Origin of the sequence: Silvibacterium bohemicum (genome assembly GCF_001006305.1) — a bacterium.
In the GTDB taxonomy this organism is placed as follows: domain Bacteria; phylum Acidobacteriota; class Terriglobia; order Terriglobales; family Acidobacteriaceae; genus Silvibacterium; species Silvibacterium bohemicum.
This window is the reverse complement of sequence record NZ_LBHJ01000008.1, coordinates 167,327-183,496: the sequence shown is the minus strand read 5'-3', so window position 1 is coordinate 183,496 and position 16,170 is coordinate 167,327. Positions and strand designations below refer to the sequence as shown.

Here is a 16,170-nt window from a genome sequence, read left to right as displayed (position 1 = left end):
TGGAGGCCCAATAGTTTCAATAAGTTATCTCGCCGGACGTAATCATCTGCTTAGGTTACCTACGTCCAGTCGTAATTACTGGGTTAATAGCTCACCGGGTATCCACGATCTCCGGTCGATGAAGGGATGCGGTTGGCACTCACAATAAGTACGCAAAAAGGCGACGGAAGGATGCGTCGGTGAGCTCAGAATTTGACCATCCGCCATGCAGCCGATCAATGCACAGGAGCGCCGGGCTGGTTTCCCTCTTTTTCGAGCATCATGTAGTCTGAATTCTTGGGAATCTGCATGAGAACTTCCGTTCGAATCGCTTCTTTTCTAGTTTTGACCTCCAGCGTTTTCGCCTATTCGCAGCAGTCTACTCCTACTCCATCTACTCCGGCGACGCCCGCCGCGCCGGCATCGCAGGATCTGCCCGACTCGCCGGGGACGCAGGCTCATATCAGCCCGCAGCCTACGGGACCGACGGTAGTCTTCGAAACATCGATGGGACAGCTGACCTGCAAGCTCTTCGCGAAGGAGGCTCCGGAGACGGTGGCGAACTTCATCGGGCTGGCCGAAGGCACCAAGGACTGGACCGACCCTAAAACCAAGCAGAAGATGCACGGCAAGCCGCTATACAACGGGACCACGTTTCATCGCGTGATTCCCGAGTTCATGATTCAGGGCGGCGACCCGATCGGCGACGGCACCGGCGATCCCGGATATTTCTTCAAGGATGAGTTCGACGCCGATCTCAACTTCGATGTTCCGGGGCGGCTGGCCATGGCCAATTCCGGACCCAACACCAATGGTTCTCAGTTCTTCATCACCGAAGTTCCTACCGAGTACCTGAACCAGAAGCACACCATCTTCGGACAGTGCGACGAGCACAGCGTTCTGATGGTGCAGTCGATTGCGCGCGTGCAACGCGACGGCAACGACAAGCCTGTGGATCCGGTCATCCTTAAAAAGGTCATTATCGTCCGCGAGGGCCAGCCGATGCCGCCATCCGATAGCCCGGCGGCTTCTCCGGCAGCAGCGGCCAAACCGCAATCCTAACCCCATCGACTGTCGATGCAACCGAGGACCGGCGGGCGCGCTGCCGGCTGGTCCCAAAAAACTGAAGGAGTTCATTATGTCCCGTAAACCCGGAACCTATGCCGTATTCAACACCAGCGAAGGGCAGATCGTCACCGTTCTCTTCGAGAAGGAAGCGCCCAAAACCGTGGCCAACTTTGTCGAGCTTGCCGAAGGCAGCCGCGAGTGGACTCACCCCGTCTCGAACGAGAAGAGCAAGAACAAGCTTTATGACGGCAGCATCTTTCACCGCGTGATTCCCGACTTTATGATTCAGGGCGGCGACCCGGCCGGAACCGGCTTCGGCGGCCCCGGCTATCGCTTCGAAGACGAGACCAAGGGCTCTCCGCACAAGTTCAACGTGCCAGGCAAGCTGGCCATGGCGAATTCCGGTCCGAACACGAATGGATCGCAGTTCTTCATCACCGTGGCCGCAACGGATTGGCTGACCGGCAAGCACACCATCTTCGGCGAAGTGGTCGAGGGACAGAACATCGTCGAGAAGATCTCCAAAGTAGCGCGCGGCGGACAGGACAAGCCGAGTAAGCCGGTGGTGATCGAGTCTTTGGTGATTGAGCGGGTTGCTTAGCTGTCGTTCGTGGTCTCCCACCCTTCGCAAACAACACGAAGGATGGGGCACCCGGATTAAGGGAATTGTCGGTTGGGTGTTTGACTCTCTTCGCGGGTCATGTAATCCCACATCTCAAAAGCGAGATGCGGAGCAGGACTGGCCGTCCAGGCGATCGCCTTCGGCTCTTGTTCTGGTGTTTGGAATAGCGACGTTTGAAATCCCACATCTCAGAAGCGAGATGTGGGGCACCCGATTTGTTTTAAAGGTCGTCATTCTGAACGTAGTGAAGAATCTCAGCGCTGCTGTTGCGTAAACCGCGCTGAGATGCTTCCTCCCTTTGGTCGTCAGAGTGACGGGCTCTCTCCTTTTGTTTTCGAACCTCATATTGTTCGGTTGAGTATTGCCTAAAACAAACGAGCGCGGAGAAAATTCTCCGCGCTCGTTTGTTTTAGAGCGATGCTACTTGTGTTTGAGGTGATGGTTATTGGTTGTTGCCGGAATATGCCACTTTCACGGCTACGATTTCGTATGGCTTCACCGGAAGGCTTACGGCGTTGCCTTCTACTTGCAGAGGCTGCCCTTGCGGCTGTTCGAGTAAGTTGGTTTCTATGGCGCTCTGGGCTCCGGGCGGGACTTGGAGCTTGATCTCGCCCGGCTTCCCTGCCCACTCGTAGAGGTGAAAGACCAGGCCGTTGTCGTCTTCAGCTTTTTTGATTGCGGTCAGGACGACGTTCTCGGGTTCGGCGGTGACGAAGGAGTGGCGAGCCGGCATAGCTCCGTCGTGGGCCTCGACCTGCATCGCTTTGAGCTGGTAATTGAAGGCGAAGCCGTGACGCACGGTCATGGCCTGCTTCCAATCTCCGGCATGGGGATAGAGGGCGAAGGAGAACTGCTGACGGCCGCGGTCAGCTACCGGGTCGGGCCAGGTGGGCGAACGCAGCAGGGAGAGACGCAGCACGTTGTCGCGCGCGTCGTATCCATACTTCGACTCGTTGATCAGGCTGACGCCGTGCTGGCCGTCGCCGAGGTCCGCCCAGCGCAGCGCGGGAACTTCGAACTGTGCCTGCTCCCAGCTGTTGTTGCGGGTGGTGGGGCGCTCGATGGATCCGTAAGGAATTTCATACGTTGCCTTGGCGCTGGAAGCAGCCAGAGGGAAGGCCGCTTTCAGCAGCTTGTGCTCTTCGTGCCAGTCGATGTCGTTGTTGATGACGACTTGATCGTCGCCCGCGTAGAGCACGATCTCCTGCACGAACTTCGATGCCTGGTTATGTTTGGTGACGCGGATGATGGCGCGCAGCGGTCCCTGCTCGGTGACTTCAACCGAATCCGCGGAGTCGAGTTTCACCGGAGGTTGGTCGAGAGTGCCGGGATCGATGTTCCACGCGTCGTAGTCTTTGGGCGTGTCCTTGAAGAGCTGCAGCTCGTCGCCGCAGGCGCCGGAGGCCAGCGACTCGAAGTTGGACTTCTTGTCGAAGAGGCTGGTGATGCAGCCGGTAGACTTGTCGACGGTGACGCGAATGGCAGCGTTTTCAAGCGTCAGACCATGCACGCTGAGATCGCTGTTGAAGGGCTTCTTTCCAGGAACGACATGCAGGACCGAGTAACCGATGGAAGGCAGACGATCGGCCTTCACCAGCAGCTTGAACTGATGCGTGGCACTGTCTTTGGAGAGAATTTCGGACGGGAGCACATGATTTTCGGCGTCGAGGACTGAGACCTCCGACGTTGGTTCGGGCAATTGCACATCAACGGTCACTAGGCCAGAGCGTTCCCAGGCCAGCGGGTTGAAGACCAACACCGGCACACCGGCTGCGACCTTGGTGTTCACGCGTGCGGAGACAGTGCCGAGGGCCTTGGCGGAGATAGCGTCGGTCGACCAGCGCACCTGATCGTAATCGCGCTGCGCGTCCTTATAGATGATGCCGATGCCCGATCCAGCGGCGAGATCATGGAACTGATTGAAGGTGATCTTCTTCCAATCTTCAGTCAACTCGCTGCCCGGATACTGATCGCCATCGAGCCATGCCAGCGAGGCATACTTCTCGGCATTCAAAGCCCATTCGGAGCTCTCGCGCATGTTGCGCTTGTGCGCAGCCTGCGTAGTGAAGACTCCGCGATGGTATTCGAGATAGAGCTCGGTGTTCCAGGTAGGAATGGATACCTGACCAGCTACAGCTTCGGGCGGGTGGTAGCCCTTGGCTATGCTGTCGTAGTTCCAGGTGGGCGAGCTGGGCGCGATCTGCGGTTCTATATTCGCGAAGAAACTCGCTGCAGTGCCGAATTGCATCTTCGGAACGACCTTGTCGCCGTTCATCCAATGCACGCCTTCGTCGAGGATGGCGCGTGTCGGTCCGCCGCCGTGGTCGCCGATGCCGTAGAGGTCCATCATCTCGTTCAGGCCGGGAGCACGCTCACGCGCGACTCGGAGATCGGCGGAGAGGCGTACGGGATCGAGGTTGTCATTCGCGTAGTCGTGGGGAAAGTAGGTGAGGACCTTGCTGCCATCCGGCGACTGCCACCAGAAGAGTTTCAAGGGCAGCTGATTGATGTCGTTCCAGGTCATCTTCTGAGTAACGAAGTAATCGACGCCGGACTTCTTGTAGATCTGCGGGAGCTGCCAGTTGTAGCCGAAGGAGTCGGGGTTCCAGCCGATGCGGACATCGACGCCGTACTCTTTCTGAAACCAGCGCTTGCCGATGAGCAGCGAACGGGCAGTCGATTCCCCGTCGGGCATATTGAGATCGGGCTCAAGCCACATGCCGCCAACGATCTCCCAGCGGCCTTCCTTGATGCGCTGCTTGATCTGCTCGTTCATCGCCGGATATTTCTCGGCGATCCACTCGTTGTACTGCGCGGCCGACTGCGTATAGGTGTAGTCGGGATACTCGTTCATCAGCTGCAGTGCGGTGCCGAAGGTGCGTTTCACGGCATCGACGGTTTCGGTCCAGGGCCAGAGCCAGGCGACGTCGATGTGAGAGTTGCCGGTCAGGTGCAGTGTAGCCTGCTGCAGGAGCGGCCGCAGCTGCTCGAGCGTAGCTTGCGCGGCGCGAAGCGAGGCATCGAACTTTTTCTGATCGCCAGAGTGGAGAGCGTCGGTGTCGACTTGCGAGACGGCCTTGGTGAGCGTCGCTTCGTCGCCGGATACATTCTTCGAAAGACTGGGCAGAAGGAATGCTGCGGATAGGATCTCTTTGCGCTCGTCCTCGGGGTTGGGGCGGGATTCGGCGAAGTCGATCTTCATGGGAACGCCGGCGAAGCGTTTTTTGTCTACGGTGGCCAGCAGCTTCACAGCAACCAGGACGCGCTCGCCGGGCTTGGCGGAGTCGAAGAGAACGATCGGTTCGAGATCGTCGCCGAGAGCCACGCGGCGGCCATTGAAGTACACGATCTGCGGTACGGGGCCATTGGCGTTGGCGCGAAACTGGAACCAGATGCGTGTTCCGGTGAGGTCATAGCCATGGAGCTTCTCGGGAACGGTGACCCATTGGCGGTACCAGACCGCTTCGTTCGGGCCTTGGGAGCCGGGCTTGACCAGAGTCCACGCGGAATCGTCGAGATCGGTCGCTTCGCCGTGCGGCACGTCGCCGGCGTGGTATCGCCAATCGCCAGAGGGGAGATTGTTCAGGTCGCCCAGCTGTTCGATGACCTTCTGCGTATCGGCAGGCAGTTTCTTAATAAGATCCTGCGGCGAATCGCCTCTTTGAGCAGCAGCGACCAGGCAGGTGGAGCAGCAGAGCGCAGCGACGAAGCGCCGCCAGGAAGCAAATCGGATGAGGGACAACTGCAAGGTTCTAGCCTCCGCGTTTTTTGTTACAGGGGAGAAACGACGCTCGCTCGAACCCAGAAGATTTCGGGCGAACACGGGCCAACCTCGCGATTATAGATGAGTGAATCCGGTGATGGAGACGGGGCAGGCGGGAAACGGACTCAGCAGAGGTGAGGCTGCGGAGCGGCTACGCCACGGTTGAAAGCGCCCTCGGCGGAAAACTTTCTGACTTGTGCGCTCATCAGCGCGGGAACGCGATCGGCAGGCTGCGGACGTCCCCACAAAAAGCCCTGCAGCTGATCGCAGTTCATGCTGCGCAGCAGTTCAACCTGATCTTCGCGTTCGACGCCTTCAGCGATCACCTGCATGCCCAGGCTGTGGGCCAGCGAGAGGATGGCCTGCACGATCTCGCGCGTGCTGGAGTCTTCGCAGATGTTCTGCACGAACGACTGATCGATTTTCAAGGTGGTGATGGGCAGCTGGTGAAGATGGCGCAGCGAGGAATAGCCGGTGCCAAAATCGTCCACTGAGAAACGCACGCCGACCGCGGCGAGATCGAGCATCTGCTTCGCGACCTCTTCGAGATTGTGCATTACCGTGGTCTCGGTGATTTCGATTTCGAGCATCTCGGGGTCCATCCGATACGCCGACAGGGCGTCGCGGACGCGGACGGAGAAATCGGCTCTCATCAACTGGAGCGGAGATACATTCAGAGCGATGCGGATGGCCGGCAGACCCTGACGCTTCCATTCGGCAGCCTGGCGGAAGACCTCTTCGATGACCCAGTTGCCTATCCGTACGATCAGCCCGCACTCCTCCGCGATGGGAATGAAGCGATCGGGACCGATCAGCCCCATGGAGGGATGGCGAAGCCGCAGAAGAGCTTCGAAGCCGCAGAGGTATCCATTCATGGAGTACTGCGGCTGGTAATAGACTTCGAACCCACCATCTTTGAATGCGGCACGCATGTGCGCTTCGATCTCGCTCTGCTCGGAAGCAGCGGAAGAAATCTCATTGGAGACGAAGACGTACTGATTGCCTCCGGAATTCTTGGCGCGATACATAGCGACGTCGGCGGCTTTCCATAGCGACTGGGCTTCGGCGCCGTCATCGGGATAAATGGCGATACCCAGGCTGGCAGACAGCTCGAGATTGTAGCCGTCGACGTCGAAGGGCTGCCGCAGACCCTGGATGAGATTCTGGGCCACCATGGCCGCATCTTCAGCCGCCACCAGGCCACCGAGCAGCACAGTGAATTCTTCGCCGCCGGAACGGGCGACGGTATCAGTCGCGCGCAGGCGCTGCGAAAGCAGGTCTGCGAGGTGCTTGAGGCACATATCGCCGACGTGGTGACCGAAGCGATCGTTGATCTGCTTGAAGCGATCGAGGTCGAGGCAGATGACGGCAGCTTTTTCGCCATTGCGCTCCGCCGTGGAGAGGGTGCGCTCCATGCGGTCCTTGAGCAGCAGGCGGTTGGGCAGGCCCGTGAGCGTATCGTGATTCGCCTGGTGCACCAGGCGATCGTGCAGCTGCTGGCGTTCGGTAATATCCTGCACCAGGGCGAAACGTGCCCGGTGACCGTCGAATTGAATCTTGTGCGAGGCGACTTCGACCTGAATCGAAGAGCCGTCCCGCTTGATGTGGGTCCAAGGCCCGGAGGTAAGCGACATCGCGGGCGCTTCCTGGAGATCGCGCTCCAGCTGGGTCGCTTCTTCGGGAGGACGCAAATCGCGCAGGGTCATGCGGCTGAAATCTTCGACTGCGTATCCATACTGCGCGATGGCGGCTTCGTTCACCTTGAGAAACTGCAGCGTGTTCTCATCGAAGATCCACATGGGATGGGGATTGTTGTCGAAGAGGAGCCGGTACTCTTCCCGCTGAAGACTGGTAACGATGATTTCGTCTTCCATCAGGGTGAGGATCATTCCGAACTCGACGAAATATTTTGGGAGATTCCATATCTCGCTGGAGTAATGCAGGTGAGGAGCGAGAGCCGCTAAAGTCAACGCGCAGGGGAAGACGGCGGCCCAGGCGATCAATCCTCCGATGGCCGTCACTACGCCCATCGACGAACGCCGGAAATCCTGCCAGTAGAGCACCGCATTCATGGCGTAGATCTGTGTGAAAACCGCATAGATCGCCAGCGGTGCGTCGCCCTGGAAGATCTCGAAGGATGCCCATAGGGTGCATGCCACCACGCAGGCGGTAGTTACGCGAACCACAATACGATGGCGCCGCCAGAGTCTTTGCGTGGCCACGAGAGTGCAGGCTGCCTGCGCGAGAATGAGGCCATTGAGCAGCAGCCGGTTCTGCATCCCGAACTGGGTAAGGACGATGTAAAGCAGAGACGGTCCGCCGAGCAGGGCCACGACCTCGGCACCCTTCTTCGGTCCCAGACGGGCGCGCGTTGCAGCGAGCAGGAAGGCCACGCCTCCCAACGACAAGCCAGCCAGCAGAACCACCGAATCGAATTCGTTCCAGAAATTACTGACCGGATTGGTCAGAATCATTGCGAAATGCAGCAGGATGAAAACCCATCCGATGATCCAGTAGCGCAGCCGGGCGGACGGGCGCGTACGGTAGATCGATCCGAAGACCAGGACCAGCAAGCCGAGGATCAGGATGTCAAGAAGCGCATTTTGCATAGAGAGCTACGGAATTATCGGCAGTATGCTTCGATAACTTGACGCAAAGATTTATTTTGGATTCGCAGGAGCTGGAAAGGCCGAGCCTTCCAGGCTGCCCCGGAGGACTAGCCGCAAGGCATTGGCCCTACGAAAAACCAAGATCGAAAGAAACACAGAAACCCTTTCAATGGTGGGCAGTGAGGGACTCGAACCCCCGACCCTCTCGGTGTAAACGAGATGCTCTAACCAACTGAGCTAACCGCCCGGCTTCTTTCGATCCGATCCACCGCTGTGTTCGATGCTTTGCTATCCGCATCGATTCGGGAGGACGCGTTTCACCTGATCTTATCAGTAACCTTCCATTCCTTGGCTTTTAAAGAAGCAGGAGCTGATCGAAAGTGCGGTGACTTATCGATCATGAGGATGCGAGCAGGGTTGGCGCTGTTGCCTGTCCGGCGCCGAAAGGTCGCTGGGTAGTCATCCGATCCCCTCATACCCCGGATCAGATATTGGAAGATGAGATAGGTGAGCAGCGCCAGATTGGCGATCACCCAGATTAAAACCAGACGCAACAGGAAATCCCACTGACCCATGGCCTGACTTGCTTCCTTTCCTTCACTACGCAGCCCAATTCGACAAGGAGCAGTGTACGGGATGCAATCGACAGAAACACATCCCCCGACAGTGTTAGCGCAAAAAAAGCTTTATTTTGAAATCCATAATTCGGGAGAGTCTGCCTCACTCAAGACATACGGAATGCGATTGATAGACTAAGGAGACGTGCCCCGGCTCATCCTCAATGCTGACGACTTCGGCCTTACCCCGGGCGTCAACCAATCCATCATGGAGCTGAATCGCGCGGGAGCCCTGACCTCGGCAACCCTGATGGCGACGGCGCGCCATTTCACCGCCGCGGCCGCCGGGAGCGCCGGCCAGTCGCATGCGGCAAAATTACCGCTGGGCGTCGGCTGCCATGTTGTGCTGGTGGACGGCGCACCGGCCAGTCCCCTGTCGGAGATTCCGGAGCTGGCGTTGTCTTCCGGGAACTTTCGGCCGACTCTGGGCTCGTTCCTCATCGATCTGCTGCGCGGGAGCATTCCGGAGGCCGAAATCGAGCTGGAGGCGATCGCCCAGATCCGCACCCTGCAGGCGGCGGGAGTTCGCGTAACCCACCTCGACACTCACAAGCACACACACATGTTCGCGCGGGTGCTTCGGCCGCTGCTGCGAGCGGCGCAGATATGCGGCGTAGGTGCGATCCGCAATCCCTTCGAGCCGCAGTGGTCGGTAGCGGCGACTCCCCACGCGCCCCTGACCCGGCGAATGGAGGTCCAGCTTCTTCGCACACGGCGGCGGTATTTCATGGAACGAGTCCGGGCGGCAGGACTCGCGACGACCGACGGCGCGCTGGGCGTGCTGGCCACGGGAACGCTCGACGCCGCCACTCTCGAGCGGCTGCTCACGGCGATGCCCGAGGGCACATGGGAGCTGGTATGCCATCCCGCCTATTACGATCGCGAGTTGGATGCGGTCGCAACCCGGCTGCGGGAGTCGCGGGCCATCGAACATGCTGCGCTGCTGGAGACCGTGCCGCGGCTTGCAGCAAGTCTTCCCAAGGTGGAGCTGATTCATTTCGGGGAGATGTTGAGGGTTCGCTAGAGACTCTGCAGGGCCGGTTGGAACGTCATCTAAGGTTGGCAATATTCGTGGCATAACTTAAGGACATTGGCCGAGCCATGCCGCCGAATCCAAAGTAACCCGAGATTATAAGTATTCCGGGACTGCTATTTATACCTCAGTCAATGCTTTGACCCTGTATCACCCTTGATAAAGGATACTCATCCCTGTCCCCACCATTTGTGCTCTTGCAATTTGATGCATGCCTGTCTCTTCATCATCGGCACGGTTGTTCATCGCTCCTCATTGACACCGTAAGAGAAGACATGTACGCTCTCGCCAGCTAACACAAGCATTCCAAATAACTATCTCTAACCCTCAAAGAGATCTTCATTTCTGTTGTCTTTTACGAAAGGCCGCTTCGCGGATTTATGGGTTCAGTTGTTTTGCGTCTGCTTTGCCTGGCAGCTCTCTTCCCTTCGCTCGCCGTCGCGCAGACGATACCATCCGTCGCGCCCTCTGGATCAGTTGAAAACCCATCCGTCATTGCACGGTCGCGAGCTATGGCCGCACGATTCTCGAACTCATCGCCATCGTCTCGCGCAAAAGCCGCACCGAACGGGGAGAATAGCTCCGTGGCTGCTGTTGCGTCTCCTACTCCCGCCTTCGCTGGCTTCTACGCCGCACCGTTTTATCAAACTATTTTCGATCCCTATGAGGCAGGGCCTGTCGCTTTGCTCAATGGAGATTTCAATCATGATGGCAAACCGGATTTGGTCAGCGTTACGTTTCTGGGAGGCATCGCTGTATTGCTCAACAATGGGGCCGGCGGATTTGGTGATCCGATCGTTAGCCAGATCAGTCCGGCGACGGGGGGCGATCCTGGTGCAGGAATAGATGCCTACAACTCTGCCTATGCAGTCGACCTGAATGGTGACGGCTACACGGATCTTGTGGTTCCAACGTCCTCGTTTGAGGTCGCTGTGCTTCTCAACCACCAAGATGGCACTTTTCCGACCACAACATACATCACACTACAGAACCTGAATTCCTCTCCAGCGGCAACGCGCAATGGGTCGGTGGCCCAAGGAAAAACGACGGCGAGTGGAGGAGTGGATCTGGTGTCCGTGCAATCCTTCATTTCGACGAACACGTCGCAAACCACTATCCTGGTAGAAACCTTTTTGAACGACGGCACGGGCAACTTTCCGGCACAAAAGACTTCGACTTACACGGTGCCCATACTGTCCACTTTGGAAACCGGTTCAATCGCCACACTGGCGGATGTAAATCAGGATGGCAAGCTGGATCTGCTGCTGGTAAGAGACTGTGTCCAGGGCAATCCGCCCTGGACCTTCGGCAATCCCCTCTATGTCGATGTGCTGTTAGGTAATGGAGACGGCACTTTTCAACCGCCTGCAGCGGCCGGCACAATCTCCTTTGCAGGAAGTGCTGCGGTCTTCCCCTTCAGTAGTCTAACCCTTGCAAATCTCGTCGCCGGCTCGTCCATTCCAGACATCGTGTTAAGTAATTCTTCCGGCATTTATGTGGCGAATGGTAACGGTGATGGGACATTTCAGACCCCCACTTACCTTTTGCAGGACTATACATTTCCTTCCGTTCAGATCGCAGATCTGAACGGCGATGGCAAGTTGGACCTTGTCCTGGGCGGTGCCGCTGGAGTGACGTCCTTTCTTGGCAATGGCGACGGAACCTTCGGAGGGGTTACCGGAGCTGTAGTTTCGGGCGACGGCCAAATGACGATTGCCGATTTCAACGGCGATGGCAAGATCGATCTCGCAGCCCAGAATAGCGAGAATGGGGACGTTGAGGTCGCCCCAGGTAACGGCGACGGAACATTCCGCGCTACTCCGGTGCTGTTTTCTACGACAACACCGATACTCAATCCTCCGGACATAGATATACAGGTCGCTGGCGATATCGCCGGAAACGGAACTAACTGGGTTATCGGTTTGGGTAACGGAATGGTCCTGAGCGGATCGCCGAACGGAAAGGAAGGATTCAACTACCTGAACGCTCTGCCGTCGGTGGCAACGTATTACACCTTTTGGCTCTTTCCAGTTTTGGGCGACTTTAACGGAGATGGAAAGCAGGACCTTATTCTGGCAGGAAACAACAACGTCGCGGTCGCGCTCTCAAATGGCGACGGAACGTTTGCAACTCCAGTGAACGTGCCTCTCAGTGTGACTCCCAGTTGCGTAATTCTCAATGTGGCCGTTGCCGATGTGAACAGAGATGGCAAACTCGATTTGCTCATCGCCTATCCAGGTGATTTCCGATGCGGAATCCCTAACACAGTACCCTCGGGTTACCTAGTGGCGCTCGGGAATGGCGATGGAACCTTTAAGACCGCCACCTTTACACCTTACGGGGAGTCGCTCTCGGAGCTTGCGCTGGCGCCGTATCACGGACCTGGAAAACCACTGGACATGGTGGCCGAGGATGAAGGCTTACCACCGGGAAGCTCATCAATAGTGAATCCCAGTGTCAGCTTGCTGCCCGGAAATGGAGACGGCACCTTTGGAGCGCCGGTCACGCTTTTCACTGATTCACAACAGGGGGTCTCGCTTCGGACTGACGATTACAATCAGGATGGGAAGCCCGACCTTACACTCTTCGATGGCTCCGAAATAGATGCAGATTCAGGGATACTCCTGTACGCAGGGAACGGAGACGGGACTTTTGCTGCGCCCGTGTTACTCAGCTCCGTCGGTGGGGCTCTCGCCGGAACTTATGCCGATGTCAATAATGACGGCGTTCCGGATCTCATTTTCACCGGCTACTCTGGTCTTTCGGTTGCCCTCGGAACCGGCGGCGGTTCATTTGCGGCTCCAATCGCAAACTTTGCACCAGAGCTTTTTGGTCCTGTCCTGACCGGCAGCTTTCTTGGAGACAATACCATCAGTGTCATCATCAGCGACGGTTCCCACGGCGCTACCACCTTTTACATGAATGAGGGTGGAACAAGCCTCAGCGTCGTACCTAATTCGACGACATTAACAGCTGGCCAAAACCTAATATTGAACGTGCCGCTTCAAGCCACGCTGCAGAACCAGCCCGCTCCTACAGGAACCATCACTCTTTACGACGGCTCAACGGTACTCAGCAGCGGTTCGGTCTCGGGATTCACCTTCATCACCACTCAGTTGGCGGTTGGTGGCCACACCATCAAGGCCGTCTATAGTGGAGACTCTCACTTCTATTCGAACACTTCTCCCACTATCTCGATTTCTGTCAACGCAGTGCCGCCCGACTTTACGCTGAAGACAAATCCCTCAAGCGTAACCGTCTCTCCCGGACAATCAGCCAATGTTCAGATGACAGTCGCAGCAAACGCTACGCTCGCAGGGAACCTTACCTTCCAGTGCAGCGGATTGCCCTCAAAGGCAGCATGCACCTTCAGTCCCTCGACTTTGAGCGTGGCCTCAAGTCAATCCGGAGGCGTGGCTCTCACAGTCTCGACCCAATCGACAACAGTCGCTCAAGCGAGCTTTGGCAGCTTTCCCTTTATCGCCAGATGCTCGATTGCCGCTCTGCTGCTTTTCGGCTTCCCTCTCCGGAGGAGAAACCTTACGCGGCTTCTGCTGCTCTTCTGTGCTGTGGCGCTATCATTCACTGGTTGCGGCAGCAGCAGCACCATCCCCGCTCCACCAGCGAATGCAGGAACACCCGCTGGAACCACGACCTTCACAGTTGCTGCCACAGTTACATCGGGAAACACGATGATCACTCACACCTCGACGATCACCTTAGTCGTGCAGTGAAGGTTCACTGAGTGACGGCAGAGCATTAAGAGTAATCGACCCAGTTAGCCATAACATCATGCAGTTGGCTAGATTGCGGCTTGATTTGCAGATCGGGCAACTCGCAGTGCCGCGTTTTCCCTATTAGGCCGAGCATGCCAGAGGTCAGTTGCAGTGCATCAGCGAGAGCTTGAGCTGACCTAGCTCGCTTTCGAGGACGATCTTGCTGTGCTCTTTGTATGGTTCCGAACGGGTGCGGTGGGGGTTTTGCGGCAGGATGGTGGTTACTGGGATCGATAACTCGGTGTCCGCGGGCAGGAGGCATTTGAGATTGCCGGCGATGGTGTTCAGCACCTCGCCCATGACATCGGTGAGGTCGGACTCGGATAGGTCGGATCGATTCGTGGAGAGCATGAGGCTGGCCAACGACACGGCAAAGGGCCGCGTGCATTCCAGCAGAAAGACACCCTGCCACTGGTGGGCGAAGCGGATCTCGCTGCGCACGTTTCCCTCGCGCGATTGCCACCTCTCTTCGACGGGCAGCATGAAGCTGTCGGTCATCTGATAGATGGTCTGCTGGGCGACGGTGATCTGCTCCTCGCGATAGACATCGAAGATGGACATCGGATCAGTTCCCGCCTTTCGTGAATCAATTCTGGATCAAATTCCGGATCAAACTCTGGATCAAATTCCGGATGAATTCTTGGAAAAATAGACGATTGCTCCGCCGATGGTCTCGGTCGCGAAGCCGTCATGCAGGTTGATGATGGTCTCGGCGCAGCCCAGAACCAGGGTTCCTCCAGGTGCGAGCGCGCCGCGGATCTGGTCGAGAATGGCTTTCTTGGTGTCGACATCGAAATAGATCAGGACATTCCGGCACAGGACGATATCGAAGGGGCCCATGCCGCGCATGCTCTGGCGCAGATCCATGGAGCGGAAGGAGACCATGTTGCGGATCGAGGCGTCGATCTCCCACTCCAGCCCGTTCTGGCGGAAGTATTTCAGAAGATAGCTGGAGGGCAGGCCGCGATTGACCTCGATCTGCAGGAACCTCCCTTTGCGGGCGCGCTCCAGCACCTGCTCGGAGAGGTCGGTCGCCAGGATCTCGACTTCGCCGGGGCGGATGCCCATCTCGTTCAGCATCATGCCCAGGCTGAAGGCCTCCTGCCCGGTCGATGCGGCGGCGGACCAGATGGAAAGCTTGCGTCCGGCGGCCTTGGCCTGCAGGATGCGGGGGATGACGGTTTTGCGCAGCGCGTCAAAGATGGCGAGGTCGCGAAAGAAGAGGGTCTCGTTGGTGGTCATGGCCTCGACCACGCGCCGGGCGAGAAGCGAGGAGGAGTTCTGCCGTACCTGCTGACAGAGCTCGTTGAGCGACTGCAGCCGTTCGATGCGAACGATGGGAGTGAGGCGCGACTCGATCAGATAAAGCTTGGAGGCGTCGAGAACGATGCCCGAGGCGTTGTAGACATGCTTCTGAAGAAAGCTGTAGTTGTCGTCGGTAATGACGGAACGAGGGGGCGCGGGCTTGGTCTCGGCGAAGGCTTTCGAGGTTTCTATCATGCGTTTGCGACCTGCCTGACCTGCCTTAGAAGGCATTGCCCCATGGATTTGAGGCTGACGACCATGTCCGCGAGACCGGCTTCGACCACGGCGCCGGGCATGCCCCAGACCACGCTCGAATCGTGATCCTGGGCGATGACAGAGCCGCCGAGGTTTTTTACCAGCTCGGCTCCGAGCGTGCCATCCCTGCCCATGCCGGTGAGGATGGCCACCAGCACATCGCCCTGAAAGATCTCGGCGGCGGAACGCAGCATCACGTCAACGGCGGGGCGACAGGAGTTCTCCATGGGCCCCTGATCGAGGGCGATCAAGGTCTGCGTTCCGCGCGTCGCAAAGCGCATGTGGAAGTTTCCCGGCGCAATGTAGGCGGTTCCCGGCTCGAGAGGCATACCGTGGCCGGCCTCGACCACGCGGATGCGGCACTTGCCGTTGAGCCGCTCGGCCAGCACCTGGGTAAAGAGTGGGGGCATGTGCTGGACGATCACGATGGGGAGAGGGAAATCGGCGGGGATCTCGGGCATGACCTCACCCAGCGCGGTCGGTCCTCCGGTCGACACGCCGATGGCGAGGATGCGGTAGGGCCGGGTGCGGCGCGCAGCCGGCCGGGCGGGAAGAATCAGGGAAGAGGTCGGGGAAAAGCTCGGGGTAAGGGTTGGGGAATGGGTTGGGGGCGCGATTGCCGCGCGGGCGGGTATGGCGGCAATCGGGGGCGGCGTCTTCGCCTTGGGCGTGAAGAACTGCTTGAGTTTAGGCAGCAGCACCTCGCGCAGATGCGCAATGGCCTCTTCGGCCGAGCCGGTATTTACCGGCTTGGTGACATACTCGCTTGCGCCGCGCAGCAAAGAGTCGATGGTGGCTCGCGCTCCCCGCTCGGTGAGCGTGCTGAACATGATGACGCGGATGCCGGGATGGCGCTGGTGGAGACGGGAAAGCGTCTCGAGACCGTCCATCTCCGGCATCTCGATATCCAGGGTGAGAATGTCGGGACTGAGCTCGTCGACCTTCTGCAGGGCAAGCACACCGTTGGCCGCGGTTCCCACTACTTCGATCCCGGCATCCTCTTCGAGCACGCGGGCGATCATGCGGCGGATGACTACGGAGTCGTCGACGATCAGGACGCGTATCCTGCGGTCCACGCCGGGAATACCGGGGATGCTGAGGATGCCGGCGATGGGATGGGCCGCTGTGCTCTCGGGGGTCATG

General features: G+C 58.2%; 10 protein-coding genes and 1 tRNA gene. 4 read left to right on the top strand and 7 right to left on the bottom strand.

Annotated features, from left to right (window positions below; all coding sequences use genetic code 11):
• The first annotated feature begins 288 nt into the window (after positions 1–288).
• Together XX99_RS15945 and XX99_RS15940 are read left to right on the top strand one after the other, a co-directional pair.
• Complete coding sequence (locus XX99_RS15945; RefSeq protein WP_050060397.1) at positions 289–1,041, top strand: peptidylprolyl isomerase; 753 nt, start codon at positions 289–291, stop codon at positions 1,039–1,041.
• A gap of 76 nt (positions 1,042–1,117) precedes the next feature.
• Positions 1,118–1,648 (top strand): peptidylprolyl isomerase, encoded by a 531-nt coding sequence (locus XX99_RS15940; RefSeq protein WP_050060396.1) that lies wholly within the window; start codon positions 1,118–1,120, stop codon positions 1,646–1,648.
• A gap of 463 nt (positions 1,649–2,111) precedes the next feature.
• On the opposite strand, the gene XX99_RS15935 is transcribed toward XX99_RS15940, so the two are convergent.
• The 4 genes from XX99_RS15935 to XX99_RS15920 all read right to left on the bottom strand — a co-directional run bounded on the left by XX99_RS15935 (position 2,112) and on the right by XX99_RS15920 (position 8,616).
• Complete coding sequence (locus XX99_RS15935) at positions 2,112–5,417, bottom strand: alpha-mannosidase (protein ID WP_231581422.1); 3,306 nt, start codon at positions 5,415–5,417, stop codon at positions 2,112–2,114.
• Positions 5,418–5,557: 140 nt separating this feature from the next.
• On the bottom strand, positions 5,558–8,041 hold the full coding sequence (locus XX99_RS15930; RefSeq protein ID WP_050060395.1) for a putative bifunctional diguanylate cyclase/phosphodiesterase: 2,484 nt from the start codon (positions 8,039–8,041) through the stop codon (positions 5,558–5,560).
• Between the two features lie 170 nt (positions 8,042–8,211).
• A tRNA-Val gene (locus tag XX99_RS15925) sits at positions 8,212–8,288 on the bottom strand.
• 70 nt (positions 8,289–8,358) lie between these two features.
• Positions 8,359–8,616 (bottom strand): hypothetical protein, encoded by a 258-nt coding sequence (locus tag XX99_RS15920; RefSeq protein ID WP_050060394.1) that lies wholly within the window; start codon positions 8,614–8,616, stop codon positions 8,359–8,361.
• 187 nt (positions 8,617–8,803) lie between these two features.
• Between XX99_RS15920 and XX99_RS15915 the strand changes: the two genes are divergently transcribed.
• Entirely contained in the window at positions 8,804–9,682 is an 879-nt protein-coding gene (locus tag XX99_RS15915; RefSeq protein ID WP_050060393.1) for a ChbG/HpnK family deacetylase, read from the top strand.
• 593 nt (positions 9,683–10,275) lie between these two features.
• Positions 10,276–13,425, top strand: a complete 3,150-nt coding sequence (locus tag XX99_RS15910; RefSeq protein ID WP_050060392.1) for an FG-GAP-like repeat-containing protein — start codon at positions 10,276–10,278, stop codon at positions 13,423–13,425.
• A gap of 144 nt (positions 13,426–13,569) precedes the next feature.
• On the opposite strand, the gene XX99_RS15905 is transcribed toward XX99_RS15910, so the two are convergent.
• From XX99_RS15905 to XX99_RS15895, 3 genes are read right to left on the bottom strand one after another with little or no spacing between them, the layout of a single operon-like run.
• On the bottom strand, positions 13,570–14,028 hold the full coding sequence (locus tag XX99_RS15905; protein WP_050060391.1) for a chemotaxis protein CheX: 459 nt from the start codon (positions 14,026–14,028) through the stop codon (positions 13,570–13,572).
• 60 nt (positions 14,029–14,088) lie between these two features.
• Entirely contained in the window at positions 14,089–14,967 is an 879-nt protein-coding gene (locus XX99_RS15900) for a CheR family methyltransferase (protein WP_050060390.1), read from the bottom strand.
• Positions 14,964–16,169 (bottom strand): protein-glutamate methylesterase/protein-glutamine glutaminase, encoded by a 1,206-nt coding sequence (locus XX99_RS15895; protein WP_082125633.1) that lies wholly within the window; start codon positions 16,167–16,169, stop codon positions 14,964–14,966. The genes XX99_RS15900 and XX99_RS15895 overlap by 4 nt, the downstream gene beginning before the upstream one ends.
• Between the last annotated feature and the right edge of the window lies 1 nt (position 16,170).